Genomic DNA, 26,112 nt, shown 5'->3' with positions numbered 1-26,112 from the left:
AGGTTAGGCCGCCATCTCGAACCCCAGTCGTTTTACTTCAGGCTGGAGCTGGATGCCGTGGGCATCGGCTACCTCCTGTTGCACCAAGCCAATCAGGCTGCGGATATCTGCAGCCCGGGCTCCTCCAGTGTTGATAATGAAGTTGGCGTGCACTTCAGAGACTTGCGCCCCACCGACACGGCGGCCTTTCAGGCCAAGACCTTCGATCAAACGACCGGCCTTTGCAGGTTCTGGATTGCGAAAGACGCTGCCACAGCTCGGTTGCTTGTAGGGCTGGGTGCTGGTGCGATGGTTGAGATTTTCGCTGGTGCGCTGTTGCAGCTCGGCCGGATCATGACCTGCTTCCAGCTGAAATTCGGCGGCCATCACCAGGAATGGTTGGGTCTGTAGAGCACTGTGGCGGTACGCGAAATCGAGCGATTCCCGCGCAAGCCTCCGGACCCTGAAATCATCGCCTTGCAGAGGAACCACATCCACGCTGAGCAGCCGTTCAGCGGTACACCCACCCTGGGCACCGGCGTTCATCACAGCGGCTCCGCCGACGGTGCCAGGGATGCCCACGGCCCACTCCAGTCCTTGCAATCCTTTTCTCGCCGCACGTCTTGCAAGGGTCGGGATCGGTTCACCGGAACTTGCCCGCACCCTGCCGGTCTGGGCGTCCAGATCAAGTCCTTGCAGCCGTCTCAGGCAGAGAGTGAGTCCTGGAAGCCCTGCATCAGCAATCAGCAGATTGGAGCCTGCACCGATCACACGGACGGGTAATCCTTCGTTTGCTGCCCAATGGAGCAGGGTGGGAATCTGCTGGGCTTGATTCGGTTCGGCCAACCATTGCGCTGGTCCGCCCACTCGCCAGGTTGTGTAGTGGGCCAGGGACACCTGCTCTTGCAGGATTCCCTGTTCCTTCAGGTCTCTCAAGCTGTCAGTGTCGACTGACATGACGTCTGCTCCTGCAAGGCGTTCGGTGACAGCCGTGACCAGAGACTGTTCACATCACCGGCTCCCATGGCCAGTACGAGGTCATCAGCACAGCTGTGCTCCCGAACAAGATCAGCCAGTTCGTCCATGGTGTCGGCTACCAGAACCGTCTGATCGGCACTGTGTTGCTGAATGCACGATGCCAGGGCTTCGCTGCTGACACCGGGGATTGGAGTTTCACCGGCTGAAAACACCGGAGCCAGAACAACGATGTCGACGTTGGAGAGAGCCACCGCGAACTCGTTCTGAAATTCCTGAGTGCGGCTGTATCGATGCGGTTGGAAGACCGCCAACAGTCGTTTTGGACTTCGCGGCAGTGGGCTTCGCCCGCTGGACACCATCAGAGCGGCCATCGCCAGGGTCGCCGCCACTTCACTGGGGTGATGGGCGTAGTCGTCCACCACCAGACGTCCCTGCCAGTCGCCCCGATAGTCGAAGCGGCGTCCAGGTGTCTTGAGTTCGTTCAGATGGGTGACCAGACGCTCGATAGGAATTCCTTCCAAACGACAGGCAGCGAGAGCCCCCAGGGCATTGCTCAGGTTGTGCAGCCCTGGCAGCGGCAACGTGATTCGGCCGACGTACTCAGCCTGTTCATACAGATCGGCAACCGTGTGATCGCCTTCAAGGGCTACCGGCAGAGCGGCGAAATCAACATTGTCGCTGCGTTGCACTGACCACCAGGCATCAGCTTGGAAGTGTTCGCTCAGGATCGGGTCGTCCTGATTGGCAAGCAGTCGACCGCAACCGGCGGCGAAGCGGCGCATGGTGGTGATCAGATCATCGAGATCCCTGTAGTAATCGGTGTGATCCAGTTCCAGGTTGGTAATCACCCCCAGGGTTGCGTTGAATTTCACCAGGGAGCCATCGGATTCATCGGCTTCTGCCACCAGCAGCCGGCCCGAGCCCGCATGTCCGTTGCTTCCGTAGCAGGGAACGATGCCACCAATCACAGCGGTTGGATCTTCACCAGCGCTGTGAAGAAGTGACGTCACCACTGTGCTTGTGGTGGTTTTGCCGTGACTTCCCGCGACTGCGATCGACGGCTGTTGATCGATCAGGGCAGCGAGTAGGTCGGAGCGGTGCCAGACAGTTAGCTGCAATTGCCGGGCTGCGGCCAGTTCAGCATTGCTTTCGGGGATGGCGCTGCTGATCACAACCAAGGGCGTGGCTAAACCACGTGTTTTCAGTTCATCAAAATTATTTGCAGTTTGCGAGGCGAAAGCCACCATCCCAAGCGATTGGAGGGCTTCCATTGCTGGGGACATTTTGCGGTCGGAGCCACTCACCTGGTGACCGCGGCTGAGCAGAATTCTCGCCAGGGCAGACATGCCGATTCCCCCTGCACCGATGAAGTGAACTGAGGAAGGGCTGTCAAGCGATCTGCTCAAGAACAAATGCCGTGGACGCGCACGATAAATCAGCATTTCCTGCTGACCACCAATCGGCGCAGACTGTCGCGCTAGCCCCCTCAAAAATTTGATGCTGGGGCTGATTCATTGGAAATTAGCGATTTCTGTATGATCAGCGGCCATTCCCTGCGGATTGTCCGCTCCTCATATGACTCTGCGCGTTGCGATCAATGGATTCGGCCGAATCGGTCGCAATGTGATGCGGGGTTGGATCAGCCGTGGCGCTGACACCGACATCGAGATTGTGGGCGTAAATGCCACCTCGGACCCCAAGACCAGTGCTCACCTGCTGACCTACGACTCCATTCTGGGCAAGCTGGATCCCAGCGTGAAGATCGAAACCACTGACGATTCGATGATCGTCAATGGCAAGCAGGTGAAGTTCTTCTCCGACCGCAATCCCCTCAATTGCCCTTGGAAGGACTGGGGTGTGGATCTGGTTCTTGAGTCGACCGGTGTCTTCAACACCGACGAGAAGGCCAGCATGCACATTCAGGCCGGCGCTAAGAAGGTGATTCTCACCGCTCCTGGCAAAGGCCCCAAGGTCGGCACGTTCGTGGTCGGTGTGAATGAGGATCAATACCGTCATGAAGATTTCGACATCCTCAGCAACGCCAGCTGCACCACAAACTGCCTCGCCCCGCTGGTGAAAGTGATCGATCAGTCGATCGGCATCAACCGTGGCCTGATGACCACCATTCACAGCTATACAGGCGACCAGAGGATTCTCGACAACAACCATCGCGATCTGCGTCGTGCTCGTGCCGCTGCTGTGAACATGGTTCCCACTTCCACGGGTGCAGCCCAAGCCGTGGCTCTGGTCTACCCCGCTGTGAAGGGCAAGTTCACTGGTATCGCCATGCGCGTTCCGACTCCGAACGTTTCAGCCGTTGATCTGGTTTTCGAGTCCAACCGCTCCTCTTCCGTGGATGAGATCAAATCGATCCTCAAGGCAGCTGCTGATGGTCCGATGAGCAAGATCATCAAGTACGGCGATCTGCCCTTGGTGTCCAGCGACTATGCCGGCACGAATCAGTCGACCATTTTTGACGCGGATCTGACCCTTGCCATGGGTGACAATTTCTTCAAAATCGTTGCCTGGTACGACAACGAGTGGGGCTACAGCCAAAGAGTTGTGGACCTCGCCGAGGTCGTGGCCAGGAACTGGAAATAATCAGGATTTGAGCTGATTTTCAATCCCTCCCACTGGGAGGGATTGTTTTGGTCACGCATCATTCAGAGCAGATTCGAAGTGATCAAACTCTGCAGCGGTCACAGGACGGCCGGTCTCACTCCAGACGATCTGATTGCTCTCCTCGATGATACAGCCGATCCGCCGGCTGTCCGGTTGATGTTCAAGCCAGCGTTGGGCCCAGAAGGCTGGGAGACTCAGCACCAATTCGAAATCCTCGCCACCGTTCAGGCACCATTGATCCCAGAGCTCGCCAGCGGGCCAGCCTTCCGCTCGCGGAAGCCAGTCATGGGTGAGTTGAGCTCCGCAGTCACTGCTGTTGCAAAGAGCCTGCACCGCTGCAAGGAGACCGTCACTACTATCCGTGCCGGCGGCTCTCCAGGGCAAGTTTTCAGGCTTGTTGTCGATCAGTGTGGTTAAGGCATCCAGCCTGGGTCTGGGGCGGCGATGTTGGCTGATGGCCTGGTGTTGAAGGGCTTCCATCAGTGCACTGGTGCCATCCAGAGTCGGATCACCTTGAAGCAGTGCTAGCCCTAAACGGCTTAGTCCATGGGGCCCGCTGGTGACGAGCCAATCGCCTGGACAAGCATCACCACGGTGCAGGCGTAAAGGCCCGAGTCGACCGAGTGCGGTGACCGAGATCAGTTTTTCTGTGCCTGCGGAGCAGTCTCCTCCCAGCAGGATCCCTCCATAGCAGTTGAGAGCTTCGCTGATACCGCGGTACAGATCCTCAACCCAGCTCCATGGAGTGCTTCCCGGTGCCACCAGAGCCACTGTGATCCCATCCACAGCAACGGCTCCGCTGGCTGCCAGATCCGACAGGTTGGTTGCCACGGCCCGCCAGCCCACATCCGCTGGACTTGTGGTGCGGTCACTGAAGTGAATGCCATCCACAAGCACGTCGGTGTTCACCAGCAGCTGCCGGGTGTCGGCGGCCAAGGTGCACGTGTCATCAGCCAGCTGGCCAGGAGGAGCGAAACGAGCTAGCCGCCTGAGCAGCTCCGCTTCACCCAGCCCAGCCAGTGTGACCGTCACGGAGCTCAGGCGTGCTTCTGGAGTCGATCGGCCCCTTCGACCACTTTGATCCGTTTGATCTCATCGTTGACGCCCAGTTCCTCGAGCACATCGAATCCGTCAACGACATAACCGAAGGCTGCATTGCGCCCATCCACCAGATTCAGCCCTGCTGGTGTCAGCTCTGCTTCGTACAGAAACAGAAAGAACTGGGATGAGCCGTCATCAAGGGCCTGATCGGAGTGTGCCCAACCCAGCGTTCCCAGGGTGGCAAAGGGAAGCACCGGAGTGGCTTTGAACATGCCGACGTCTTCGAAGGTTTGGTTGTAAAGGGTTTCCGGTTCATCAGGAACACGGATTTCCAAGGGCACGTGGCGTTCCTGCTTGGTTTTTGGATCCACATAGCCAATGTCAGGTCCTTTGGGATCTCCGCTCTGCAGGATGTAGAAATCTTCCGCACGGTTGAAGGGCAGGCCGTCATAGAAGCCCTTCAGGCTGAGATCAATGAATGCACCCGCAGTCAGCGGTGCGTTGTAACCATCCACCACAGCCGTGAGATCGCCTTCAGTGGTTTCGATGACCACGGTGGCTCGGCCTGCCAGCCGTGGCAGGTCGTCGAATTCCGATGGGATGTCAGGCAGCCGATCATCAATCAGCAGTGATTCCAGATCACCGATCTGGCTGAGGGTCTTGCGGCGTGACTGGATAAATCCGGCTTTGTCTTTGTTTTCAATGCGTTCCTGCAGAACTTTCAGTTCATCGGCCACTGCATCAAGGATTTGCTCGGCCTTGGATTGATCCTCGCTGAGCATCGCGGCGATGATCGCCTCCCTTCTGTTGCTCAGCAGGGATTGCGTGCGTTTGAGACCGCGTCCGAGAGCACTCCAGCGCTTGGCACGCAAGTCATCACTGGTGCCTTCAAGTTGATGTTGCAGATCGCGCAGGTCCTGCTGATTCATGGGCAACGAATCACGCAGGATCGCTGCCGGATCCTGCACGGCGTTTCCCTGGGGGAGTCCCGCCCAGGCCGGAGGAGTCCAGGCCAGGCCAACCATGATCAGCAGGCTGATAAGCCATGCGCTATTGCGCTGAAATCCCAACCGAATCGCCAAGGAGAACCCCAGGTGCTGAAAGGACTTTGGCACAGCCGTATGATCCCCTGAACCGTTCGGCGGGAATGATCTCCAGCAACGACTTTCGCACCGGCACCACGATCGAGCTCGACGGTGCCGTTTGGCGCGTGGTCGAGTTCCTGCACGTGAAGCCTGGCAAAGGGTCGGCCTTCGTTCGCACCAAGCTCAAGGCGGTTCAGACCGGGAGCGTTGTCGACAAAACCTTCCGTGCCGGAGAGATGCTGCCTCAGGCTGTTCTGGAGAAAGCCACTCTCCAGCACACCTATATGGAGGGTGAGGACTATGTCTTTATGGACATGTCGAGCTATGAGGAAACTCGCCTCACCGCTCAGCAGATCGGTGACAGCCGCAAGTACCTCAAGGAGGGCATGGAAGTGAGTGTGGTCTCGTGGAACGAGAAGCCTCTCGAAGTGGAATTGCCCAACTCCGTTGTGCTGGAGATCGCCCAGACCGATCCTGGTGTGAAAGGTGATACTGCCACCGGTGGAACCAAGCCTGCGATCCTTGAAACTGGTGCTCAGGTGATGGTTCCTCTGTTTCTCTCGATTGGCGAGAAGATCAAGGTGGACACGCGCAATGATTCCTATCTGGGTCGGGAGAGCAGCTGACTATGCAACTCGATCACGATCAGCTGCACAAGCTTTTGGATGCCCTGGGTGAAAGCGATATCCAGGAGTTCCGCCTTGAAGGCGACGACTTCCGTCTGGAAGTTCGTCGCAACCTGCCGGTTACAGCCGTGGCTGCCCCGGTGGTCCCTGTTGCCCAGGCTCCAGCACCGGTGCCAGTAGTTGATGTTCCCGCCCAGGGAGAATCAGCCTCAGCGGCTCCACCGGCTGCGGCGGGTTCCCGTTCTGACCTGGTGGATGTCATAGCACCCATGGTCGGTACCTTCTACACCGCTCCTGCCCCAGGTGAAGCTCCCTTCGTGGAGATCGGTAATCGGATCAATGCCGGTCAGACAATCTGCATTCTTGAAGCCATGAAGCTCATGAACGAGCTGGAGGCCGAGGTCGCAGGTGAAGTGGTTGAAATCCTTGTGGATAACGGCACCCCGGTGGAATTCGGTCAGGTGCTGATGCGCGTCAAGCCCGGCTGAGTTCCCAGGCCGCCTGGATGGCGGCCAGCATGCTTGTTCCTCTTGCCACTCCTTGTCCGGCGATGTCGAAGCCGGTGCCGTGATCGGGGGAGGTTCGTAGAAAAGACAGGCCCAGAGTGGTGTTCACGGCCTGATCGAAGGCCAGCAACTTCACCGGAATCAGGCCCTGATCGTGATACAGGGCCAGGATTCCATCAGGTCCGGCCTGAGCAGCACTGTTGCTCCAGGCTTCAGCAGCACTCAACCAGCACGTGTCTGGAGGGAGGGGGCCTCTCAGTTGCACGCAAGGATGCTTGCTCGCCCAGCGCTCCAGTAGCGGGTTCAGCCACTGCTGCTCTTCACCTCCCAGTTGTCCTTGCTCTCCGGCATGCGGGTTGAGGCCGGCCACCAGCAATTGAGGAGCGGGATTGAAACGCAGGCAGAACCCAGCGAGTTCATCGAGCTTGCGTTCAACCAGATCCGCCGTGAGAACCTCTGGTACTTGTCCAAGCGGGATGTGTGTGGTGGCCAGCAAGGTGTTCAGCCTCCATCCGGTTGCCGGTGAGAGAGCCGTGAACAGCATCGAGGCAGTGTCGCGTCCATCCAGTTCCGCAAGACGTTCGGTCTGGCCGGGATAGCGATGTCCGGCTTGATGCCAGGCATGTTTCGCGATCGGTGCGGTCACCAGTGCCCGTGCTTGTTGTTGTTGGACCAGCTCCACAGCTCTGCTCAGCCATTGGAAACCGGCCTCTCCACTTGTTGGTCCTGCCTCGCCGGGCTCGAGAGGCCCTCCGGGCACTGGTAAATCCTCAATGCTCAATGCATCTGGATCTGCGATGGCATCCTGCGAATGCACTCTGAGCTGGTCAGCGGTCTTTTGCAGGCTGGCCTTGCAGCCGACAAGCAGAGGCATCGGCATGTCCGCTGGCCGCCTGGGATCAGCCAGGGCTTTCAGCGTGACTTCCATGCCGATCCCAGCAGGATCACCGAGTGCGATTACGAGGCGCTGCTTAGCTTCATGGCATTCGATGGATGGGGTCATGCTGCGTTGGCTGGTGATCGGCCTGTTGCTCTACGGCCTGGGAACGGCGTTTCGGCAGGGATGGCTGGAAGTTCAGTGGAGTCGCTTGCTGCATGATGCAGGTCTGACCTTTATCGATCCTGATCAGCCCTTAAAGCTGGATCAGATTCCTCTGCTGAGTCCGAAGCGCTCTGAGTCGGATTCCCCATGAGTCTTTCCGCTTTCAGACAGTGGGCAAGCCCACTGCGGAAGTTGGGATGAATCATGGTGTAGCCAAGTGTCTTGCAGAGAAGATCGTTGCTCACTCTGCGGTTTTCGGCCCAGAAACTTCGGGCCATGGCGCTCATGTCAGCTTCAGCATCCGTGTAATTGCGAGTCTCTGGCAGGTCGCAGTCCAAAAGGTCTGCGGCATGGCGCTGCATCACATGACTTGGAGCGGGTTCATGATCACAGAGGTTCACAACGGGAGGGTGCTGTCCTGCAGCAGAGCAGTGCATTAAGTGCAGGCAGGCCGCGGCGATGTCATCGACGTGCACCCGGCAGAACACCTGGCCCGGCTTATGGACAGGCTTCAGGCTGCCGGCCTTCACAGCCGCTAGGGGTGAGCGACCTGGTCCGTAGATCCCTGGTAACCGCAGAATCTGCACCGGCAGACCGCTGTTCAGCCACTCCTGTTCACAGAGCAGGCGTCTGCGGCTGCGGTCCTGACCGGGTTGTGGTGGATCCGCTTCACTCACCCAGGCCCCCTCTGTGTCGCCATAGACGCCTGTGGTCGACAGATAGCCCGCCCAACGAAGCGGCAGTTGCCTGAGCTGAGGCCCCAGTGTCCGCAACACAGGGTCGTTCTGATCCCGCCCTGGTGGAATCGTGCTCAGTAGATGGGTCACGCCATCCAGCTCAGCGTCAGTTGGCATCAGGTCTTGAGCAGTGTCAAAACGTAGATCTCTGCTCTCGGGATCGGGGTTTCTGCTCGTGGTGAGCACCCTGATGTTCAGGGCCTCAGCCAGTGTCGCCAGCCGGCGTCCACTGAAGCCGGCTCCAAGGATGCACAACGTGGATCCAGCTGGCAGCGATCGGCAACGGTTGACAAGTGATTCCGTCATGAGTACAAACGTATCAATGGTAATTCAGCCGTGACCAGTTCCTGTCTTCCCCTGATGTCGTCTCAGTCATCCATGCTGCCTCGAAGTGCTGGCAATCGCAGCATGGTCGTGGAAACTGGCGAGAGCACTGCTCTGCGTCGCTTGGCGGCAACCGTCTTCGCCTCGGTGTTGGTGAGTGCGGCCTTTGTGCTGGCACCCGAGCAGCCTGAACAGCAGGCCTCAATTTGTCAGCAGCATCATTCAGCAGAAGCTTGCAGAGTTTGGTGATGCAGGATCGGGTTCAGTCGTTTCAGGCAGCCTCGAGGCCCCAGTTCTGATGACTCTGGTGATTGAGTGATGCATCAGGTGCCATTGATGCATGAGTGGTTTGATTCAATTCGGGTTGAGCCCACTGCAGAAGTCTCAGGGCAAGCCGCAAATCTCCATCCATCCAGGCACGGATCGCCATGGCTCGTCGCGGATCGTAAAAGCGTTGGCGTCGATACCAATCAAAAACTTCAGAATCAGATTTGTGCCCATTGCATGAGAGACAGGCTGGAACGCAGTTTTCGGTGGTGCTTAAACCGCCCTTAGCTCTTGGAAGAATATGATCAATCGATTCAGATTGTTTTCCGCAGTAAATACAGCTTTTACCGGTGTAAGTATGTAGTGATTGACGCCATCTTCGGACTCGCAGTTTGGGGCATAGATCTTCAAGGAAAACCGCGTCCCTGTTATGCATCCGAATGGTTCGGTTGAGAGAATTCTGGCGCTTTCGCTGGGTTCGTCAATGTGTTCTTCGCTGCATTTTTGGCACTTTTTGAAGTGTGATCTTTGAGCTTCAAGCCCCTTGTTGGGAGCACAAGAAGCAATACAATTGCATTTGCTGAAATGTCGTTACGGCATCATCAACGTCCTGCTGCAGTCTTGGGCTGACCCCTTCAGGACTGGTGAGGGTCACCTACCCCTTTGATGCCGTCACCCATGCGCAGATGGGCCGGATCAGGCCTCGGGGACTCTGGAAAGGTTCGCAACATGGCTGGGAATTTCCACTGGCATCAGCCGAGTACCTACTCGACCGTTTGGGTTCACGTTTTCGGGTTGAAGACGAACTGTTGCGTTGGCTGGACTGGCATCGTCATCCACTGCCACCGCTTCCTCGTCACCGGGAGCTGATGGCTCGTGCCGACCTGGATCAGCCCCTAGCGGATGGCCGTGTACCGCTGCCTCATCAACGCTCGGGTGCTCGTTGGTTGCTGGCACGTCGCGGAGCCTTGCTGGCTGATGAGATGGGTCTTGGAAAGACGCTCACGTCGCTATTGGCGGCTCGCGCACTGATGCGTGCCGTACCTCTGCGCTTGATGGTGATCGCTCCTGTGGGACTTCATCCGCACTGGCAGCGCGAAGTGGAGTCTCTCGATCTCGAGTGCACACTGCACAGTTGGGCCCGGTTGCCGGCCGACCTTCCAGAAGCCGGAACACTTCTGGTGGTTGATGAAGCTCATTTCGCCCAGTCGCTTCAGGCTCAGCGAACCCAGGCCCTGTTGCGCTTGGCCCGCCATCCGCGGCTGCGGGCGGTGTGGATGCTCACGGGCACACCCATCCGCAATGGTCGACCGATTCAGTTTTTTCCGCTACTGGCGGCCATGGATCATCCACTGGCTCGTGATCAGCGTTCCTTTGAGGAGATCTTTTGCCAAGGACACTGGACTGAGCAGGGTGGTCGGCGACGCTGGCGTGCCGATGGTGCAAGTCGTCTGGAGGAATTGCGGCGCCTTACCCGACCATTGGTTTTGCATCGACGCAAGCAGCAGGTGCTGGGGCTTCCCGCCAAGCAGCGCCGCTGCCATGGCATTGCACTGGCTACCGATCAGGCATTGGGATTCGATCACCGCCTGCGTCTTGTGGTGGAGGACTATCGCCGACGCGTTCAGCTCGGCGAAGTGCGTTCGGATGCTGAATCACTGGCTGTGCTCACCTCCCTGCGCATGATTGCGGCCGAATTCAAGCTCCCCGCTGCTCAGGCGCTTGTGGAGCAGTTGCGTGCTGATGGTCAGGCGATCGTGCTCTTTAGCTCCTTCGTGTCACCGCTGCAGCTCCTGCAGGAGCGGCTGGGTGGTGTTCTGTTAACCGGTCGGCAAAAACCGGAACAGCGACAGGCTGCAGTCGATCATTTTCAGGCTGGTGGAACCGACCTGCTTTTGGCGACCTATGGCTGCGGAGGGTTGGGATTCACACTGCATCGGGCACGTCAGGTTGTGCTTCTGGAGCGTCCCTGGACTCCAGGCGATGTTGACCAGGCTGAGGATCGTTGCCACCGCATCGGCATGGATGGTGGGCTGACCAGCCATTGGCTTCAGCTTGGTCTGGCCGATCAACTTGTGGATGGTCTGGTGGCGAGCAAAGCTGACAAGATCGAGTTGCTGCTGGGTCCCCGTCGCATCAATGTGGATCGTCAGCCGTTGCCGGCGCTGGTGGCCCGATGTTTGCAGGATTGCTGACGAACCTCTAGCTCGTGCTTGAGAAGAGGGTCTTTGGATTTGTTCCGGCTATTCAGCAGGGAGATGGCCTGGCTCACATCAGCGCAAGCCTCATCATCACGCCCCATGAGGGTCTGGATCAGTGACCTGTCGGTCAGCGGTACTGGATTGTCAGGGTGACTTGCCACAACCACATTGCACTGCTCTAGGGCTTTGTCCAGTTGCTCCAGATTGAGGTTTTCAAGGCAACTGGATGTTGTCACCTGGGGATTTGGTGACGCAGCTTGAGGACTCTCGGTCTTCTTGCAGGCCTGGATCGTGAGCAGCAGAACACCAATCAGGAGAGCCGACTGCGGCCATGTGGAACGCCAATCGGCTCGCGCAGGCCTAAGCAATGACAAAGGTTTCAGTAGCTGTAACGAGCATCAGCATCCCAGTCCGTTGAAGTCTCGCTGTTGGAATCACTACTAGTGATTGAGCTCTGACGAGTGGCTCTTGAGGACTTCTTGGAGGTTTTGTCTCCGAATAGATCTCCGAGATAACGACCGCAATCCGGATAGCTGCCCGGTTCCTCCACCACGGTTTCGGTGATCATCACCGCCGCATGCTTCGGAGATGTTTTGAATACTCCACTGCTTTGACGCTTGATCAAGGCATAGGAGGCTTCGAAGCTCACGGCGTGACTATTGCCGTTGCTGCGCATGTAGCAATAAACCTGAGCGCCTTTTTTTGAGTCGGCGCTGGCCGCCTCCACAGGTGCAGCTACGAGCAGCATCCCCGCCAGAGGCAGCAGGACGGCGAGGCGGGTGCGGAGGCTGGCCATGGATGGACAGAAAAGGCGATATACGTCAACGTATCGGCTCGCGTTTGGCTGTCCAGAGGTGAATCAGGAATTGCCCAGTCCGAGAGGGGTGAGCAGTTTCACCACCAGTGGCAGGACCAGAAGCACGGTGATCAGTCGTACGGCATGCAGTGCCGCAACAGCGGCGCCAACTCCGTAATCCTCTCCGACCAGGCTCATACCACTGATTCCACCGGGCGCTGCTCCCAGCAGGGTGATGAGCGGGTCGACACCAAGCAGACGACTGGTCCACAAACCAATCACTAGACCTGTCATCACCAGCGTGAGCGTGATCAGCACCGCAGGCTTCCAGAGTTGTTGCAGCTGCTCAAGAGAGGTTCGCGTCAGTCCGGTGCCGATCACAGTCCCGATTCCGATTTGAAGAGCGGTGCGTGTACCGGGCGGCCATGCGGCAACTTCAACGCGTCCGCTCATGCTCACGACTGCAGCACCGATCAGTGCGCCCGCAAGCGGTGCTGCGGGAATTCCAGTTTTCATGGCGAGCAGTCCCATGCCAGTGCCGGCCAGGGCATACACCAGCAGGGTCATCAGAGAAGGCATGGCACCCGCAGGCAGCAGATCTCTCAGTTTGAAGGCAGAGCGGGATGGCCTTGTTGCACTGCTCTTGAGAGTTGGCCACCCATGTGTTGTCATCAGGCCAACACTCGCCTGTCTTCGGATGACTCAGTCTGTGTCCTTCCGCATCACTCGTACGGCGGAAGATGTCGCCCAGATGCTCAACGCCTTGTCGCAGCGCTTGGTGAAGCTTGAACAGCGGCTCGAGAGTCTGGAACTGCAGGTCCGTCAACATCGCAGCGAGGCAGAAACCATGCCTGCTGAAGAACGGCAGCGCCTCGATGACGTGGACCAACTTCTGCTTGATTGCCAGGAGTTGCTCAACAGCACTGAGCTCAGTTCGGATGCGGCTTCCGACTCTGCAGGAGCGTTGTCTCAGCCTTCTATGAGTGAGTCTGAATACGAGGCTGAAGCTGCATAAAGCTGGTCACAGGTGGCAAAATAAAAAGAAAGCCGATCATGGCATCCACCACTTTTTCAACCTCTGGTCCTCGCAATACCGGCAACAGCCGTTGTTCCCACGCTCCAAGTTCACCCGGATTGTCGTCTGCGAATTGCAGCGGTTTCTTTGAAGGTGGTCATCAGCTTGAAAAGCTTGAATTCGCTTTAGCTGTAGCCATTACCAGAGGCGATCGATCAAGATCTGATCAGTTGCGTGCTCAGATCGCGGATATGGGCGGCAATATCGAAGAACCAGGCACTTGAGTTGTGATTGCTCCTGTCGACATGAAACGGGCTTGAGACGCAAGAAGCCCGAGTTCAAATATTTGGACTCTTCGCTTTTTGTGAATTGATACTTTCCGCGATCGTTTGATATTATTCATGCAATTATTGCATTGTCGCTTTGACGACGTTGTTGAAATCTGCTGTACCTCTTCAATCCGTGGAGCCTGATCGCGAACAACTGCTCATCCGAGCACGCCAATGGTTTGATCAAGCGCGCGCTCAGGCAAGCGAAGGAAATACTGCTGGATCAGCTCAAATGATCTTAAGGGCTCTCAATCATGAACGCAGAGCCGGTAGCGTTGGCCCACAGGTTATTCAACTGATTAAACCGAGAGCTTCAACATCCAATTGGGGTAGTCGAAGCTAGAAGATTATTGTTCATCAATTTATAAAGCGGGTGACCGGATTTGAACCGGCGACGTTCAGCTTGGGAAGCTGACATTCTACCGCTGAATTACACCCGCATTCGAATATCTTATCTCATGTTGGAAACTTCTCAATAGTCATTCTAGCTTTTCACTGACTCAAAATCTCTGAGGCGGCACTCAACCCAGCACCCATCGAGCCCTTGTGCAGACCGAGTGATTGCAAAACTGATTCGATTGCTGCCACTGCTGTTAGCACGTCTCTGTCACAGACAAATCCAAGATGTCCGATTCGGAAGACTTTGCCCTTGAGATGATCCTGACCGCCTGCGAGCAGGATGTCGTAGCGGTCTTTGACAGCCTTGCGTAGCTGTTCCGCATCAATGCCATCCGGTGCTACAGCCGTGATGGCAGGACTGCCATACCCTTCCGCGGCGAACAGTGGCAGACCGATAGCCTTCATGGCTGCATGGGAAGCTGCCCGATGCCTGGAATGGCGAGCAAAAATTGCCTCCAAGCCTTCGGTTTGCATCATCTCCAGCGCTGCTTCCAGTGCGAAGTAGAGATTCACTGCCGGAGTGAAGGGGTTGCTGTTCTTGGCGGCTGTTTTCCGATAAGGGCCAAGGTCCAGGTAGAACTTCGGGAGATCGGAGCGTTCATAGCCCTTCCAAGCTCGATCGCTCATGGCAACGAAGCTCAGGCCAGGGGGCATCATGTAGCCCTTTTGGGAGCCGGAGGCGACAACGTCTAGGCCCCAGGCATCCATTGGCACGTTCGCGGCTCCAAGGCTTGTGACGCAGTCCGCAATGGTGAGAGCCGTGCCGTGGGTTTTGACATGGCCACTAATGGTCTGAAGGTCATTGATCACTCCGGTGGAGGTTTCGGAGTGGGTGAGGATCACTGCCTTGATTGATTTGGTCGTGTCGGCTTCCAGTGCGCTGCGAAAGGTGTCTGGATTGAGTGGTTGACCCCACTCGGCTTTGATGACTTCCACATCCAGGCCGTAGGCCCGCGCCACTTTCACCCAGCGTTCGCCGAACTTGCCGTTGTCACCACAGAGCACCTTGTCTCCGCGGCTGAGTGTGTTGATGATTCCCGCCTCCATGGCGGCGGTACCGCTACCGGTGATGACCAGCACATCGCTGTTGGTTTGATGCAGCCAGCGCAGCTGTGTATTGGTGCGTTCCACCACGGCTTGGAATTCGCCGCTTCGATGGCCGATCGGGTGGCGGCCCATGGCCTTGAGCACTGTTTCGGGCACCGGGGTGGGTCCCGGGATCATCAGGGTGAGCTTGTCCTGCACGGGCTCGATGGGTGCCAATCGTCCATTCTAAAAAATGATCTGTAGGTTTTCCCATCGCCACAACGTCTGCCGATTCAGGATTCGGGCTGACCCTGCCTGTTTGGGTGGCGGCTGCGGCGCGAGCTGCGGCGCTTGTTCTTGCTCGATCCGCAGCGCCCACGAGCGTTGATCTCAGGATTCCTGCTGAACAGGGGCTGCGTCGTGTGGAGCTGCATGCGGCCTCGCTGCTGGATGGTGGTGACAAGGCAATGGCGATCAGCATCTGCGATCCCGGAGCTGGATTGGATCTCACCCGCGGCCTGGAGATCTGGGTGCTTGTGAGCCTTCGCTCCCCTGGGGAGGGATTGCAGATCCACGCCGGCGAGGGCGTTGGTCGGCTGGAGCAAGACGGGTCACTGTGTATTTCAGGTTTCGCCCGTGAGTTGCTTGAGCTCAATCTCAGCGATCTGTTGCAGGTTTTGGGTGGCCTGGATGTTGAGGTGGTGTTGCCCCGCGGACGGGAGTTGGCATTGCGCACCAGCAATTCAGCTTTCGGTGTGGTTGAGGGTCTCGCGTTGATTGGCACGCAGGCTGAGGTGCAGACCAGCGCTTCCCCTGATCAGTTGCAGTTGGCTCGTGAGCGGTTGCGTGAGCTCACTGATCAGAACGGTTTCGCAGGTCGGTTGACGCTTGTCATTGGTGAAAACGGTTTGGATCTGGCTGAGCAGCTGGGACTGTCTGATCATCAGCCGCTACTGAAGTCAGGAAACTGGATCGGCCCCTTGTTGGTGGCTGCTGCTGAATCCGGAGTGCGGCAGCTGCTCGTGCTCGGATATCACGGAAAACTGATCAAATTGGCGGGAGGGATCTTTCACACCCATCACCACCTCGCTGATGCACGTCTTGAAGTATTGGCTGCTCTGGCCGTGCAGCAGGGCCTCGATCTGGAATCCATTCGCGCCCTGCTTCAAACCGCTTCGATGGAACAGGCCTGGTGTTGGTTGCAAGCCCATGATCTGGAGCAGGCTATGGGTCTCTGGATGGCCGTGGCTGAGGCGGTTGAAGGCAGGAGTGAGGCGTATCTGAAGCGCTATGGCTGCACCGGCATGCGAGTTGGGGCAGCCTTGTTCAACCGCGATCGTCAGCTGCGTTGGGCAGGGCCTGAAGCTCTACTGATGCTTCGGCATTGCGGCGTTCAACTGCATCCTTTGGCTGCTGATTCAGGTCAAGGCCCTTCTCTACGCTGATTCATTGGCGGCCGATTTCGCGGCCTACCGTTCCACGGCTTTCGTGCGAGATGTCCCAGGTTCCGATTGAAGGTCCGCGTCAGCCGGCCATCGTCATTCTTGATTTCGGCTCCCAGTACTCCGAACTGATTGCCCGCCGGGTCCGAGAGACCGAGGTGTTCTCCGTGGTGCTGGGCTACAGCACATCCGTTGAAGAGCTGCGTCAAATCGCGCCTAAGGGGATCATCCTCAGCGGTGGCCCAAGTTCGGTGTACGCCGATGGTGCTCCCCTCTGTGATCCACAGATCTGGTCGATGGGGATTCCAGTTCTCGGTGTTTGTTACGGCATGCAGCTGATGGTGCAGCAGTTGGGCGGTCGTGTGGTGGCAGCCACCGGTAAAGCGGAGTACGGCAAAGCACCGCTTGAAGTGGACGATCCCACGGAATTACTCACCAATGTGGATAACGGCTCCACGATGTGGATGAGTCATGGGGATTCGGTGGAGGCGCTGCCGGAGGGATTCGTGCGTCTTGCCCATACGGCCAATACATCTGAGGCGGCCGTTGCCAATCATGATCGCCAGTTGTATGGCGTGCAGTTCCATCCCGAGGTGGTCCATTCCACCTGCGGCATGGCGATGATTCGTAATTTCGTTTATCACATTTGCGGTTGCGAGCCTGACTGGACGACAGCAACGTTCATTGAGGAAGCTGTTAAGCAGATCCGCGATCAGGTGGGTGACAAGAGGGTGTTGCTCGCTCTCTCAGGTGGCGTGGATTCATCAACCTTGGCCTTTTTGCTCAAGAAGGCCATTGGTGATCAGCTCACCTGCATGTTCATTGATCAGGGCTTCATGCGGAAGGGCGAGCCTGAGTTCCTGATGGACTTCTTCGACCGCAAGTTCAATATTCACGTTGAGTACATCAAGGCCCGGCAACGATTCCTGACCAAGCTCAAGGACGTCACGGACCCCGAGCAGAAACGCAAGATCATCGGCACCGAATTCATCCGTGTGTTTGAAGAGGAGAGTCGTCGCCTAGGTCCTTTTGATTACCTGGCCCAGGGCACGCTGTATCCCGATGTGATCGAGAGTGCAGGAACCAACGTTGACCCCAAGACCGGTGAGCGGGTTGCCGTGAAGATCAAGAGCCACCACAACGTGGGTGGCCTTCCCAAGGATCTTCAGTTCAAGTTGGTGGAACCGCTGCGCAAGCTGTTCAAAGACGAAGTGCGCAAGGTGGGTCGTTCACTTGGACTTCCTGAGGAGATCGTGCGTCGTCATCCCTTCCCTGGTCCGGGTCTGGCTATTCGCATCCTTGGCGAAGTTACAGCTGAGAAGCTCGACTGCCTCCGTGATGCTGACCTGATCGTGCGTGAAGAGGTGAAGGAGGCTGGTCTTTATCACGACATCTGGCAGGCCTTCGCTGTTCTGTTACCTGTGCGATCGGTGGGGGTGATGGGTGACAAGCGCACCTATGCCTGGCCGATTGTGCTCCGATGCGTGTCCAGTGAAGACGGTATGACCGCTGACTGGTCGCGCTTGCCCTACGACTTGATGGAGACCATTTCCAATCGCATTGTCAATGAGGTGAAAGGTGTGAACCGTGTGGTGCTGGACATCACCAGCAAGCCGCCTGGCACCATTGAGTGGGAATAGTTCAGGCTTTGAAATCCAGCACTGGCTGGCTCATTGCTGAGTCAGTTGCTTTTTTTGCCAGTCCAAGTTGGCCCTTAATGGGAGTGTCAATTAGTCCCTTCAGGGGGCTGGTAGGCCGTTGCCAGCACCGATAACCTTGGCCCCCGGCTTCAAGGATGTGACCGCTGCCCAACAGCAGGACCAGCAACTGCAGCGACGTCTTCAGCAGGACAGCATCCAGCTTGCTGGCAAGACCGTTTACATCAATCCGTTTCTCTACTGGCGACGCTTCGACAGCAACACCGATCGCTGGTTGCGCGAGCCTGGACAGTTGAATGAGGATCAGATCCAGCAGAATCGCGGCCGTTTCTATCCAGAGTTGGAGTGGGCCCTGCTGGATCCCTCCGATCAGGAGATCAAGGATGGCGCGGTGGAGATGTTCCTGAAAAGTCTGGAACTGATCGGAACGTTTCATCCCGAGCTCACGTCAGGCCAGCTGCTTGAGGTCGAGCGCAAGATGGCGATCACCAAGAAGCGCTCCTTCGAGCGATGGGTGGAGAAGTCGTACCGAAGGCGGGTACGACTTCAAAGCCGGGAGAAGCGTCGGTTTGCCCGGGATCGCTTCTGGCGTGGCTGGTCTGAGTGGATTGCCCTCGAGACTACGCATCATGCTTTGGTTCCGATCGTGGCGATTGTCGTGCTGTCCGGTGTGATCGGCTGGTCATTGGGGTCCTCTCGTTCAGCCTGTCCGACACTTGTTCTCCCTTCGGAGCAGACTGGACTTCGTTGAATCATTAGGCCCGCCTCTATGGCCGATAGCCAACCACTTGATTCGCTGCGCCTGGCCCTGATGCAGGAGGTTCTACCGATGGGTTTGGCGTTTGTCGATCGCGTCCGCACGGATGGCCCCGCCAGGGCCGTTGAGTCCGTCGCCAGAGGGGATGATCCCCTTGGCGATCTGCGAGAGCAGGGTGAAGCCGCGGCTCGGGAGGTTCGTGAACGCTTGGATCAGATCAGCCCTGGGCTGGGAAATCCTGTGATGTCTGTCCAGGTGGAGGTGGATGAGCCTGTGGCGCCGCAAGACAGTCTCGATTCGGATCACAGTGACGCGTCGCAGTTGCAGGACGTTCTGGCACGGATTGATGGGCGTCTGCAGCGGTTGGATGCGCTGATGAACAGGGTGAGTTGACTGGGATGGCGGGTTCTGGTTTCTCGCAACGGGATGGTCAGCGTCAGAGCGGTTTGCGGCAGCAGCCACTGGTGCTTTTGGCGCTCGTTCTGCTGGTGAGTGCGGCGATGGTCTCCCGCCTGGTGTGGCTTCAGGTGCTTGAGGGGTCCCGCTACCGCGAACTGGCTGATGAGAATCGCATTCGCCTTGTTCCTCGTTCACCGACACGAGGACGGCTGCTGGATCGCAAAGGGCGGGTGTTGGCCTCCAGCAAATTGACCTACTCCCTTTATGTCGAGCCTCGCTTGGTCGACGATGCCAGCTGGCCGGCCCTGCGCGATCGTCTGGCCCGCTTGCTGAGTCTTGATGAGGCCGTTCTGGATCAGCGCCGCGGCAGCGGACAGGCACGGGACGGTTATCGCATCAATTTGGCTACCGATCTCAAGCCTGAGCAGGTTCTGCGTTTCCGTGAGCAGTCGCAGGGGTTGAAGGGGGCTCAGGTGGATGTGGACATCCTGCGCTTCTACCCTCACGGAACCCTGGCGGCTCATGCCCTGGGTTATACCCAGCCCATCACGGAGCAGGAATACAAGACCCTCGCCGAAAAGGGATACAAAATCCGAGATCGCATCGGGCGCATCGGTGTGGAGGCAGCCTACGAAACCCATCTTCGCGGTGCCTGGGGTGGGCAGATGCTCGAGGTGAACGCCATGGGTGAGGTGCAGCGTCATCTTGGCGATCGACCTTCGGTTGCCGGCAAGGACCTCAAGCTCACGCTGGATCTGGATCTACAGAAGGCAGCGGAGCAGGCTTTGGCCGACAAGCCTGGTGGTGCGATCGTCGCGATGGATCCCAGCAATGGCGACCTTCTTGCTCTGGCCAGCAAGCCCACATTCGATCCCAATTTCTTCTCCAAGCTCGTCACCACCCAGAAGGAGTACGACGCACTGTTTTCCAATCCGAAAAAGCCATTGCTCAGCCGGTCCATGAATGCTTATGACCCCGGCAGCACCTGGAAGGCTGTGACGGCGATGGCCGGCATGGAGTCCGGCAAGTTTCCTGCTGATACGCAACTCAACACCACCGCCTGCATCACTTATGGAGGTCATTGCTTCCCTGATCACAACGGTGCCGGCTTTGGCCGTATCGGCTATGCCGATGCGTTGCGTTTTTCCAGCAACACCTTTTTCTACCAAGTGGGCGTTGGCTCAGGATCCCTTGCTCTGAAGAAAGCGGCGGATGCGCTGGGCTTTCAACAGAAGACCGGCATAGAGATCGGTTGGGAGGAAAGTGTGGGGCTCGTGGGTGATGAAGACTGGGCGGCGGCCGGTCGTGGCTGGGCCGACCCTGGAACGACCCCCTGGATTCCGGAAGACATGGCCAGTGCTTCCATTGGGCAGTCGGTGGTTCAGATCACGCCCCTCCAGTTGGCCAGGGCCTATTCCGTGTTCGCCAATGGTGGCTGGCTGGTCACCCCCCATCTGGCTGATCAGGGGCTCGACTGGACTGACCCTGCTCGGCGCACAAAAGTCGATATCAAACCATCCACGCTCAACACGATCCGCGAGGGTCTGCGCAAGGTGGTATCAGATGGCACTGGCTACGGATTGAACGGTCCTGGGATTCCACCGGCCGGAGGCAAGACAGGAACTGCTGAAGACAGCACCGGTGGACCGGACCACGCCTGGTTCGCCACGTATGCGCCCTATCCAGAGGGGAAGATCGTGATCGTGGCCTTTGCCCAGAACACACCTGGTGGCGGATCAGTGCATGCACTGCCAATGGCCAAAAAGGTGATGGAGGTTTGGAACCGCACCCGCGGCAAGCAATGAGTCAGGCGGCAGCGCTCAGTTGCTGCTTCTGGAGAACGTTTCGGTAGTAGCCGCGCAATTGTTCCGTTGCACCTGCCCAGCCCCAGCGTTCTGCTTCTTCTCTGGCGGCTCTGCGCAGGGACTGGCGTTCGATGTCATTGCCGAGCAGGCGACGCGTGGCTGTGATCAGGCTGGAAGCACCTCCATCGTTGCCGTCGGGTTCATAGAGACAGCCATTCACGCCGTCGGTGATGATGTCGGGAATGCCGCCGCGGTTGGCTCCAACCACCGGGCAACCGGCTGCCATGGCTTCCAGCAGCACCAGTCCGAGAGTTTCCGTGCTGGAGGGGAAGAGGAAAGCATCACCGCATGCATAGGCGCTTGCCAGCTCTTCACCGGCTAAGTAGCCCACAAATGTGGTGGCCGTGCCTTCAAAATGTTTTTCCAGTTGCTGGCGGTGGGGTCCGTCACCGACCAGCGCCAGACGAGCATCGGGAAGAGCTTCGAGCACAGGTTTGATCCGCTCGATCTGCTTCTCGGCGGAGAGCCGGCCTACGTAGAGCAGCAGAGCGCCGCGGTCGTCTTGATCGCCCATCAAGCGTTGGCGCATTGCATTGCTGCGCAGCTCAGGACTGAACAGGTCGGTGTCCACCCCTCGCTGCCAGAGATCCGTGTGCTGGATTCCCTTGTCACTGAGCTCCTGAACCATGGCGGTGGAGGTGCACAGATTCAGAAGGGCCTGGTTATGGGCGGCTTTCAGCAGTTCCCATAGCAATGGCTCGAGCATGCCCATGCCGTAGTGCTCGAGGTACTTGGGCAGATGGGTGTGATAGCTGGCAACCAGCGGGATTGATTTGGTCTTGGCGAGCCAGATGCCCCCGAGCCCCAGCACCGCTGGATTCACAACATGGATGAGGTCTGGCGCGAAGCTGTCGATCGCTTCGGAGACAGCTGGCCGCGGCAGAGCCAGCTTCAGCTCCGGATAGAGCGGCAGAGGCATGGCGGGCACACCGATCAGGCGGGCACCCATGTACTCCTCCGGACAGCCTTCTGGACAGAACACCATCACCTCATCGCCGGCGTCCACCAGATGCTTCACCGTTTTGGTGAGGCGGGTCACGATGCCGTCGACCTTGGGCAGGAAGGTTTCGGTGAAGAAGGCGATTTTCAAGGGAATGGCCTGATCAGGAGGCGGAGCCGATGGCTTGGGCCTGGGTTTTGGTCCAGGCTGAGGTGCAGAGGATGCGGTTGCGATCGCAGCGATCGGCGTAACGGGTGGCGATGTCCACCACTTCCTTCAACAGACCGTCATCGAGTGTGGTGGGGTTGAGCCCGAGCTCAATGAAACAACGGTTGTCAACGATCAGGTCGTTTTCAACTGCTTCGTTGCGGGGATTGGGCAGGTTGTTCACCTTGGCTCCAGTGAGGGCTGCAACTTTCTTGGCCAGTTCACCCACCTGGTGGCTTTCGGTCATCTGGTTGAAGATCTTGACCCTTTCGCCTTGTTCTGGTGGGTTATCCAGGGCCAGCTGGACGCAGCGCACGGAGTCGCGGATGTGAATGAACGCGCGTGTCTGCCCCCCAGTGCCGTGCACGGTCAGTGGATAGCCAATGGCCGCCTGCATCAGGAAGCGATTGAGCACCGTTCCGTAGTCGCCGTCGTAATCAAAACGATTGGTCAGCCGTGGGTCGCGATCGGTTGCCTCTGTGTTCGTGCCCCAGACGATGCCCTGATGCAGGTCTGTGATGCGGACCTTGTCGTTCTTGTTGTAATAGAGGAAGAGCAGCTGATCCAGCGTCTTGGTCATGTGATAAACGCTGCCAGGGCTTGCCGGGTGGAGGATTTCCTCCTCGAAGCGACTGCCATCGGGCTGGGGCACTTCCACTTTCAGGTAGCCCTCTGGGATGGTGGCGCCTCTGTGGGAGCCGTATCCGTAGACGCCCATGGTTCCTAGGTGGACCACATGAATGTCTTGGCCGGATTCCACGATGGCGGCTAACAGGTTGTGGGTTCCGTTGACGTTGTTGTCGACCGTGTAGCGCTTGGTCGCGCTGCTTTTCATCGAATAGGGCGCTGCGCGCTGTTCAGCGAAGTGCACGACCGCCTCAGGCTTCTCCTGGTTGAGCAGATCCACCAGGCGCTCGTACTCGTGGGCGATATCCATGTGCACGAAGCGCATGGGCTTGCCGCCGGTCTCTTCCCAGGCTTTGAGGCGATCACCGATGTTGGCAATCGGTGTGAGCGATTCAACCTCCAGGTCGATGTCGATCTTGCGGCGACTCAGGTTGTCCACGATCACAACATCGTGGCTCTGATCAGCCAAATTCACGGCGCAGGGCCAGCCGCAGAAGCCGTCACCACCGAGAACGAGAACTTTCACCCCAAACTCCTGCTGAAGCGTGCGAGCCGCCAATGAGGTGCAAGCTACTACAGGGTTTTCAGCTGATAGCCACGGTTAGGGCCATCAGTGCCACCACCAGCACTGAGCCGCTGATGATCAACGCTCTGGAGGCACTGCTGCGGCTGGTTTCCTTGGCCATGACCTCCATGCGGGGCTCCTTGGCAAAGGCATTCAGACGTCCACCGTCTTCGGTTGTGACCTGCATGGGTCCGTTGTGACTGGACGGACCTTATGAGTGCAATTGCTTAATGACCTCATTTATGTCGCTTGCTTCATGTCACTTCACCAGTCTTTACTTGACCAGGCCGGTGGTTGGAGAGCTGGCACTGGCTTGTTCGAGTTTTGGCAGTCGGCCAGAAAGGTAAGCAGTGCGGCCCGCCTGAACCGCCTGACCCATCGCTTCAGCCATCGCCGCAGGGTTGCCCGCTAGGGCAATGGCGCTGTTGACCAAGACGGCATCGGCGCCCATTTCCAGAGCGGCGGCGGCTTCACTGGGGACCCCGATCCCGGCATCCACCACGACGGGAACACAGGCGTTCTCGATGATCAGCGCGATGTTTGATGCGTTGCGCAGCCCCTGTCCGGATCCGATCGGTGAACCCAGGGGCATCACTGTTGCGCAGCCCACCTCTTCAAGCCGTTGGGCGAGCAGCGGATCGGCATTGATGTAGGGCAGCACTGTGAATCCCTCCTTCACAAGCTGTTCAGCAGCCTCAAGAGTTCCGAAGGGATCCGGCAAAAGGTGCCGGCTGTCGGGAATCACCTCCAGCTTCACGAACGTGTTGTCTTCCTGGCCTGCCAGCTTGGCCAGCTCGCGGCCCAGCCTGGCCACACGCACGGCTTCATCCGCGTTGGCACAGCCAGCGGTGTTAGGCAGCATCCAGATGCGTTTCCAGTCGATGGCATCCATCAAGCCGGCGTGGCCGGCTGCCACGGTCTGCACTCGCCTGACGGCCACGGTCACCATGTCGCAATCGGAGCGAACGAGGCTTTGCTGCATCGCTTCCAGATTCGGATACTTGCCCGTGCCGGTGAACAGCCTGCTGTTGAACTGCCGACCACCGATCAGAAGTGGGTCGGTGTTGGACGGGGTCGAAGCCATTGAATGAGCTGCGGACTAGTGGGGAACCGGATCGGAAGTCGAACAGGCCACGATTGAGGGACCTACCCTGCGGCCATCCTCCGTTCTTGTCATGCCCATCACTATGGACATGAACGCGCCGATTGAGATTCCGGCGACGTTCGAACCGTCACTACCTCTCGATGCCTCCGCCTTGACGGAGCCAATTGATCTTGAAGGTTCGGTTCAGCGTTTTGATCCGATTGCCAGGGCCGCCAATATCGCTATGTCGATGCCGAGAGAGTGGTGCGGCAGTTACATGTCGTTCTCAAGTGGCAACAGCGTGGATGTGAAACTCACCTTTGCGAGTGTTCAGCCCATCGGCCAGATGGTTGATCTGAGAGGAAACATGCAGATCGGCGAGATCAGCACGCCGGTGCAGGGCAATCTCAATGCATCGTCGGATCAGTTGGATTTGTTGCCGCTTGCCAGCCAGCTCACGGACGACTTCGAGCCTGGTGGCAGTTACCTCGCTCTTCAGGGAATGTCCCTTTCGAGCTGGCAGGCACCACGGCTTACCAATCGCGGCGGCAGCCTGAGCTTGGCTCCAAGCTGTCCTGGATCAGAAGCCCCTGCTGTCAGAGCTCTCTGGTGAGCTCTTCTGCGATTCGATGAATGAGCTGGTTGTTTGGCCTCCTGCTGCTCGTTCCAAGCGTTTGAGTCGGTTTTTTGCTGTTTTGTTCGACGGTTCAAGTGCCAGCACTTTGCGGTAAAGGTCTGCTGCTTCCTCCCTGTTGAGCAAACGCTCCTGAGCAAAGGCGAGATTGTTCAGGGCCACTGGATAGTCCTGCTTGGCCTGCAGGGCAAATTTGTAATGCCGTACAGCTCCTGAAAAATCCTTCTGAGCAGCCAGGGAAAATCCCAACGCGTTCTGGATTAGAGCCCGTGCTTCTTGAGGTTCATTGTTCAGGCGTTTCACGGCCTGACGCAATGTTGCTGTGGCCTTCGGATAAAGACGTTTGCGTAATTGGACGGAGGCGAGCTCATACAAATCGCCAGCATCCTTGGAGGATCCAGCTTCGGATTGCTCAAGACGAATGAGCTCTAATTCATCACGACGAACCCGCAGAAGCTGCCGACCTGCAATGACAGCCGCAATAGCAAGCAAGCCAATGAGTCCAAGCAGGTAGGTCTGCGGCAGGAAGGAATTCATGAAGGCTGGTTGAGCTCCCGTGAAGGGACGCTATTCAACCCTGAGTTGCATTCACCACACTGGCGAAGCTGGAGGGGTCCACCACGGCCATTTGTGCCAGCATTTTGCGGTTGATTCGCACATCAGCTTTTTTGAGACCACCGATCAAACGGCTGTAGCTCACACCGTTCATGCGAGCTGCGGCATTGATCCTGGCAATCCACAGACGGCGGAAGTCGCGCTTGCGCCGGCGCCGATCGCGGTAGGCGTTGCACAGAGCCTTCATGACCCGCTGATTGGCGGTGCGGAAGAGGGTTCCGTTACTGCCTTGGAAGCCACGAGCCAGACGGAGAATCTTGTTGCGACGCTTACGGGCGACGTTGCCTCTTTTAACGCGTGCCATGGGTCTTGAGAAAGGGAATTAAAGGAAAATGTGATCAGCTAC

The 26,112-nt window shown here is 57.9% G+C and carries 30 protein-coding genes and 1 tRNA gene; 13 read left to right on the top strand and 18 right to left on the bottom strand.

All coding sequences use genetic code 11. The features are described from left to right. Positions 1 to 3: 3 nt before the first annotated feature. Positions 4 to 936 (bottom strand): UDP-N-acetylmuramate dehydrogenase, encoded by a 933-nt coding sequence (gene murB / locus SIB42_RS02755; protein WP_067093419.1) that lies wholly within the window; start codon positions 934 to 936, stop codon positions 4 to 6. Further along, positions 912 to 2,363: a UDP-N-acetylmuramate--L-alanine ligase gene (murC, locus tag SIB42_RS02750; RefSeq protein WP_067093776.1), complete on the bottom strand. Its 1,452-nt coding sequence runs from the start codon at positions 2,361 to 2,363 to the stop codon at positions 912 to 914. Before murC ends, murB begins: the two co-directional genes overlap by 25 nt. Positions 2,364 to 2,532: 169 nt before the next feature. On the opposite strand from murC, the gene gap reads away from it, so the two are divergent. After that, positions 2,533 to 3,558, top strand: a complete 1,026-nt coding sequence (gene gap / locus SIB42_RS02745; protein WP_067093418.1) for a type I glyceraldehyde-3-phosphate dehydrogenase — start codon at positions 2,533 to 2,535, stop codon at positions 3,556 to 3,558. 51 nt (positions 3,559 to 3,609) lie between these two features. On the opposite strand, the gene thiL is transcribed toward gap, so the two are convergent. Further along, a complete protein-coding gene (thiL, locus tag SIB42_RS02740) occupies positions 3,610 to 4,611 on the bottom strand; it encodes a thiamine-phosphate kinase (RefSeq protein WP_067093417.1) in 1,002 nt (333 codons plus the stop codon). A 5-nt stretch (positions 4,612 to 4,616) separates the two neighbouring features. Continuing rightward, entirely contained in the window at positions 4,617 to 5,735 is a 1,119-nt protein-coding gene (locus SIB42_RS02735; RefSeq protein ID WP_067093416.1) for a peptidylprolyl isomerase, read from the bottom strand. A 32-nt stretch (positions 5,736 to 5,767) separates the two neighbouring features. On the opposite strand from SIB42_RS02735, the gene efp reads away from it, so the two are divergent. Beyond that, the gene (gene efp, locus SIB42_RS02730; protein WP_067093415.1) at positions 5,768 to 6,331 is read left to right on the top strand and encodes an elongation factor P; all 564 of its coding nucleotides are present in this window, start codon (positions 5,768 to 5,770) and stop codon (positions 6,329 to 6,331) included. A 2-nt stretch (positions 6,332 to 6,333) separates the two neighbouring features. Further along, positions 6,334 to 6,819 carry an acetyl-CoA carboxylase biotin carboxyl carrier protein gene (accB, locus tag SIB42_RS02725; RefSeq protein ID WP_067093414.1) on the top strand — a complete coding sequence of 162 codons (486 nt, stop codon included), beginning with the start codon at positions 6,334 to 6,336 and terminating at the stop codon, positions 6,817 to 6,819. Here the strand turns inward: accB and pdxA are convergent. Next, positions 6,806 to 7,840: a 4-hydroxythreonine-4-phosphate dehydrogenase PdxA gene (gene pdxA, locus SIB42_RS02720; RefSeq protein ID WP_067093413.1), complete on the bottom strand. Its 1,035-nt coding sequence runs from the start codon at positions 7,838 to 7,840 to the stop codon at positions 6,806 to 6,808. The genes accB and pdxA overlap by 14 nt on opposite strands. A gap of 110 nt (positions 7,841 to 7,950) precedes the next feature. Then, a complete protein-coding gene (locus SIB42_RS02715; protein ID WP_067093412.1) occupies positions 7,951 to 8,922 on the bottom strand; it encodes an SDR family oxidoreductase in 972 nt (323 codons plus the stop codon). A 30-nt stretch (positions 8,923 to 8,952) separates the two neighbouring features. Here SIB42_RS02715 and SIB42_RS02710 point away from each other — a divergent pair, with 30 nt between their 5' ends. Next, positions 8,953 to 9,189: a serine protease inhibitor gene (locus SIB42_RS02710; RefSeq protein ID WP_231856355.1), complete on the top strand. Its 237-nt coding sequence runs from the start codon at positions 8,953 to 8,955 to the stop codon at positions 9,187 to 9,189. 22 nt (positions 9,190 to 9,211) lie between these two features. Here the strand turns inward: SIB42_RS02710 and SIB42_RS02705 are convergent, their stop codons facing one another. Further along, complete coding sequence (locus SIB42_RS02705; protein WP_067093410.1) at positions 9,212 to 9,643, bottom strand: HNH endonuclease; 432 nt, start codon at positions 9,641 to 9,643, stop codon at positions 9,212 to 9,214. Positions 9,644 to 9,893: 250 nt separating this feature from the next. Between SIB42_RS02705 and SIB42_RS02700 the strand changes: the two genes are divergently transcribed. Next, the gene (locus SIB42_RS02700) at positions 9,894 to 11,402 is read left to right on the top strand and encodes a DEAD/DEAH box helicase (RefSeq protein ID WP_067093769.1); all 1,509 of its coding nucleotides are present in this window, start codon (positions 9,894 to 9,896) and stop codon (positions 11,400 to 11,402) included. On the opposite strand, the gene SIB42_RS02695 is transcribed toward SIB42_RS02700, so the two are convergent. From SIB42_RS02695 to SIB42_RS02685, 3 genes are all read right to left on the bottom strand, one after another. Next, positions 11,357 to 11,782 (bottom strand): tetratricopeptide repeat protein, encoded by a 426-nt coding sequence (locus SIB42_RS02695; RefSeq protein WP_231856354.1) that lies wholly within the window; start codon positions 11,780 to 11,782, stop codon positions 11,357 to 11,359. The genes SIB42_RS02700 and SIB42_RS02695 overlap by 46 nt on opposite strands. A gap of 5 nt (positions 11,783 to 11,787) precedes the next feature. After that, complete coding sequence (locus SIB42_RS02690; RefSeq protein WP_067093409.1) at positions 11,788 to 12,204, bottom strand: DUF6554 family protein; 417 nt, start codon at positions 12,202 to 12,204, stop codon at positions 11,788 to 11,790. 63 nt (positions 12,205 to 12,267) lie between these two features. Beyond that, the gene (locus tag SIB42_RS02685) at positions 12,268 to 12,876 is read right to left on the bottom strand and encodes an AbrB family transcriptional regulator (RefSeq protein ID WP_082825004.1); all 609 of its coding nucleotides are present in this window, start codon (positions 12,874 to 12,876) and stop codon (positions 12,268 to 12,270) included. Positions 12,877 to 12,901: 25 nt separating this feature from the next. On the opposite strand from SIB42_RS02685, the gene SIB42_RS02680 reads away from it, so the two are divergent. Continuing rightward, positions 12,902 to 13,219, top strand: a complete 318-nt coding sequence (locus SIB42_RS02680) for a chemotaxis protein (protein ID WP_067093765.1) — start codon at positions 12,902 to 12,904, stop codon at positions 13,217 to 13,219. 38 nt (positions 13,220 to 13,257) lie between these two features. Next, positions 13,258 to 13,503 (top strand): hypothetical protein, encoded by a 246-nt coding sequence (locus tag SIB42_RS02675; protein WP_067093407.1) that lies wholly within the window; start codon positions 13,258 to 13,260, stop codon positions 13,501 to 13,503. Positions 13,504 to 13,916: 413 nt separating this feature from the next. Here SIB42_RS02675 and SIB42_RS02670 read toward each other — a convergent pair. Together SIB42_RS02670 and SIB42_RS02665 are read right to left on the bottom strand one after the other, a co-directional pair. Further along, positions 13,917 to 13,988, bottom strand: a tRNA-Gly gene (locus SIB42_RS02670). 52 nt (positions 13,989 to 14,040) lie between these two features. Continuing rightward, a complete protein-coding gene (locus SIB42_RS02665; RefSeq protein WP_067093761.1) occupies positions 14,041 to 15,192 on the bottom strand; it encodes a pyridoxal-phosphate-dependent aminotransferase family protein in 1,152 nt (383 codons plus the stop codon). A gap of 53 nt (positions 15,193 to 15,245) precedes the next feature. On the opposite strand from SIB42_RS02665, the gene cbiD reads away from it, so the two are divergent. From cbiD to mrdA, 5 genes are all read left to right on the top strand, one after another. Next, positions 15,246 to 16,418, top strand: coding sequence for a cobalt-precorrin-5B (C(1))-methyltransferase CbiD (cbiD, locus tag SIB42_RS02660; protein ID WP_067093406.1), 1,173 nt, complete (start codon positions 15,246 to 15,248; stop codon positions 16,416 to 16,418). Positions 16,419 to 16,468: 50 nt separating this feature from the next. Then, positions 16,469 to 18,055, top strand: a complete 1,587-nt coding sequence (gene guaA / locus SIB42_RS02655; protein WP_067093405.1) for a glutamine-hydrolyzing GMP synthase — start codon at positions 16,469 to 16,471, stop codon at positions 18,053 to 18,055. A gap of 157 nt (positions 18,056 to 18,212) precedes the next feature. Then, the gene (locus tag SIB42_RS02650; protein ID WP_067093757.1) at positions 18,213 to 18,824 is read left to right on the top strand and encodes a hypothetical protein; all 612 of its coding nucleotides are present in this window, start codon (positions 18,213 to 18,215) and stop codon (positions 18,822 to 18,824) included. Positions 18,825 to 18,842: 18 nt separating this feature from the next. Further along, positions 18,843 to 19,223, top strand: coding sequence for a hypothetical protein (locus SIB42_RS02645; RefSeq protein WP_067093404.1), 381 nt, complete (start codon positions 18,843 to 18,845; stop codon positions 19,221 to 19,223). Between the two features lie 5 nt (positions 19,224 to 19,228). Beyond that, a complete protein-coding gene (mrdA, locus tag SIB42_RS02640; RefSeq protein ID WP_067093403.1) occupies positions 19,229 to 21,034 on the top strand; it encodes a penicillin-binding protein 2 in 1,806 nt (601 codons plus the stop codon). A gap of 1 nt (position 21,035) precedes the next feature. On the opposite strand, the gene SIB42_RS02635 is transcribed toward mrdA, so the two are convergent. The 4 genes from SIB42_RS02635 to SIB42_RS02620 all read right to left on the bottom strand — a co-directional run bounded on the left by SIB42_RS02635 (position 21,036) and on the right by SIB42_RS02620 (position 24,517). Then, positions 21,036 to 22,184 carry a glycosyltransferase family 4 protein gene (locus SIB42_RS02635; protein ID WP_067093402.1) on the bottom strand — a complete coding sequence of 383 codons (1,149 nt, stop codon included), beginning with the start codon at positions 22,182 to 22,184 and terminating at the stop codon, positions 21,036 to 21,038. A gap of 13 nt (positions 22,185 to 22,197) precedes the next feature. Then, positions 22,198 to 23,394, bottom strand: a complete 1,197-nt coding sequence (locus tag SIB42_RS02630; RefSeq protein ID WP_067093754.1) for an NAD-dependent epimerase/dehydratase family protein — start codon at positions 23,392 to 23,394, stop codon at positions 22,198 to 22,200. 58 nt (positions 23,395 to 23,452) lie between these two features. Next, positions 23,453 to 23,620, bottom strand: coding sequence for a photosystem II assembly protein Psb34 (gene psb34 / locus SIB42_RS02625; protein ID WP_067093401.1), 168 nt, complete (start codon positions 23,618 to 23,620; stop codon positions 23,453 to 23,455). 87 nt (positions 23,621 to 23,707) lie between these two features. Beyond that, complete coding sequence (locus tag SIB42_RS02620; RefSeq protein ID WP_067093400.1) at positions 23,708 to 24,517, bottom strand: thiazole synthase; 810 nt, start codon at positions 24,515 to 24,517, stop codon at positions 23,708 to 23,710. A gap of 91 nt (positions 24,518 to 24,608) precedes the next feature. On the opposite strand from SIB42_RS02620, the gene SIB42_RS02615 reads away from it, so the two are divergent. Further along, positions 24,609 to 25,130, top strand: a complete 522-nt coding sequence (locus SIB42_RS02615) for a hypothetical protein (RefSeq protein WP_067093399.1) — start codon at positions 24,609 to 24,611, stop codon at positions 25,128 to 25,130. On the opposite strand, the gene SIB42_RS02610 is transcribed toward SIB42_RS02615, so the two are convergent. Both SIB42_RS02610 and rplT read right to left on the bottom strand, forming a co-directional pair. After that, positions 25,098 to 25,688, bottom strand: a complete 591-nt coding sequence (locus SIB42_RS02610) for a hypothetical protein (RefSeq protein WP_067093398.1) — start codon at positions 25,686 to 25,688, stop codon at positions 25,098 to 25,100. The two genes, SIB42_RS02615 and SIB42_RS02610, sit on opposite strands and share 33 nt — an antisense overlap. A 34-nt stretch (positions 25,689 to 25,722) precedes the next feature. Then, positions 25,723 to 26,070, bottom strand: coding sequence for a 50S ribosomal protein L20 (gene rplT / locus SIB42_RS02605; RefSeq protein ID WP_067093397.1), 348 nt, complete (start codon positions 26,068 to 26,070; stop codon positions 25,723 to 25,725). Positions 26,071 to 26,112 lie beyond the last annotated feature (42 nt).

The organism is Synechococcus sp. MIT S9508 (assembly GCF_047303045.1).
In the GTDB taxonomy this organism is placed as follows: domain Bacteria; phylum Cyanobacteriota; class Cyanobacteriia; order PCC-6307; family Cyanobiaceae; genus Synechococcus_C.
This window is presented reverse-complemented; position numbering and strand designations above follow the sequence as displayed.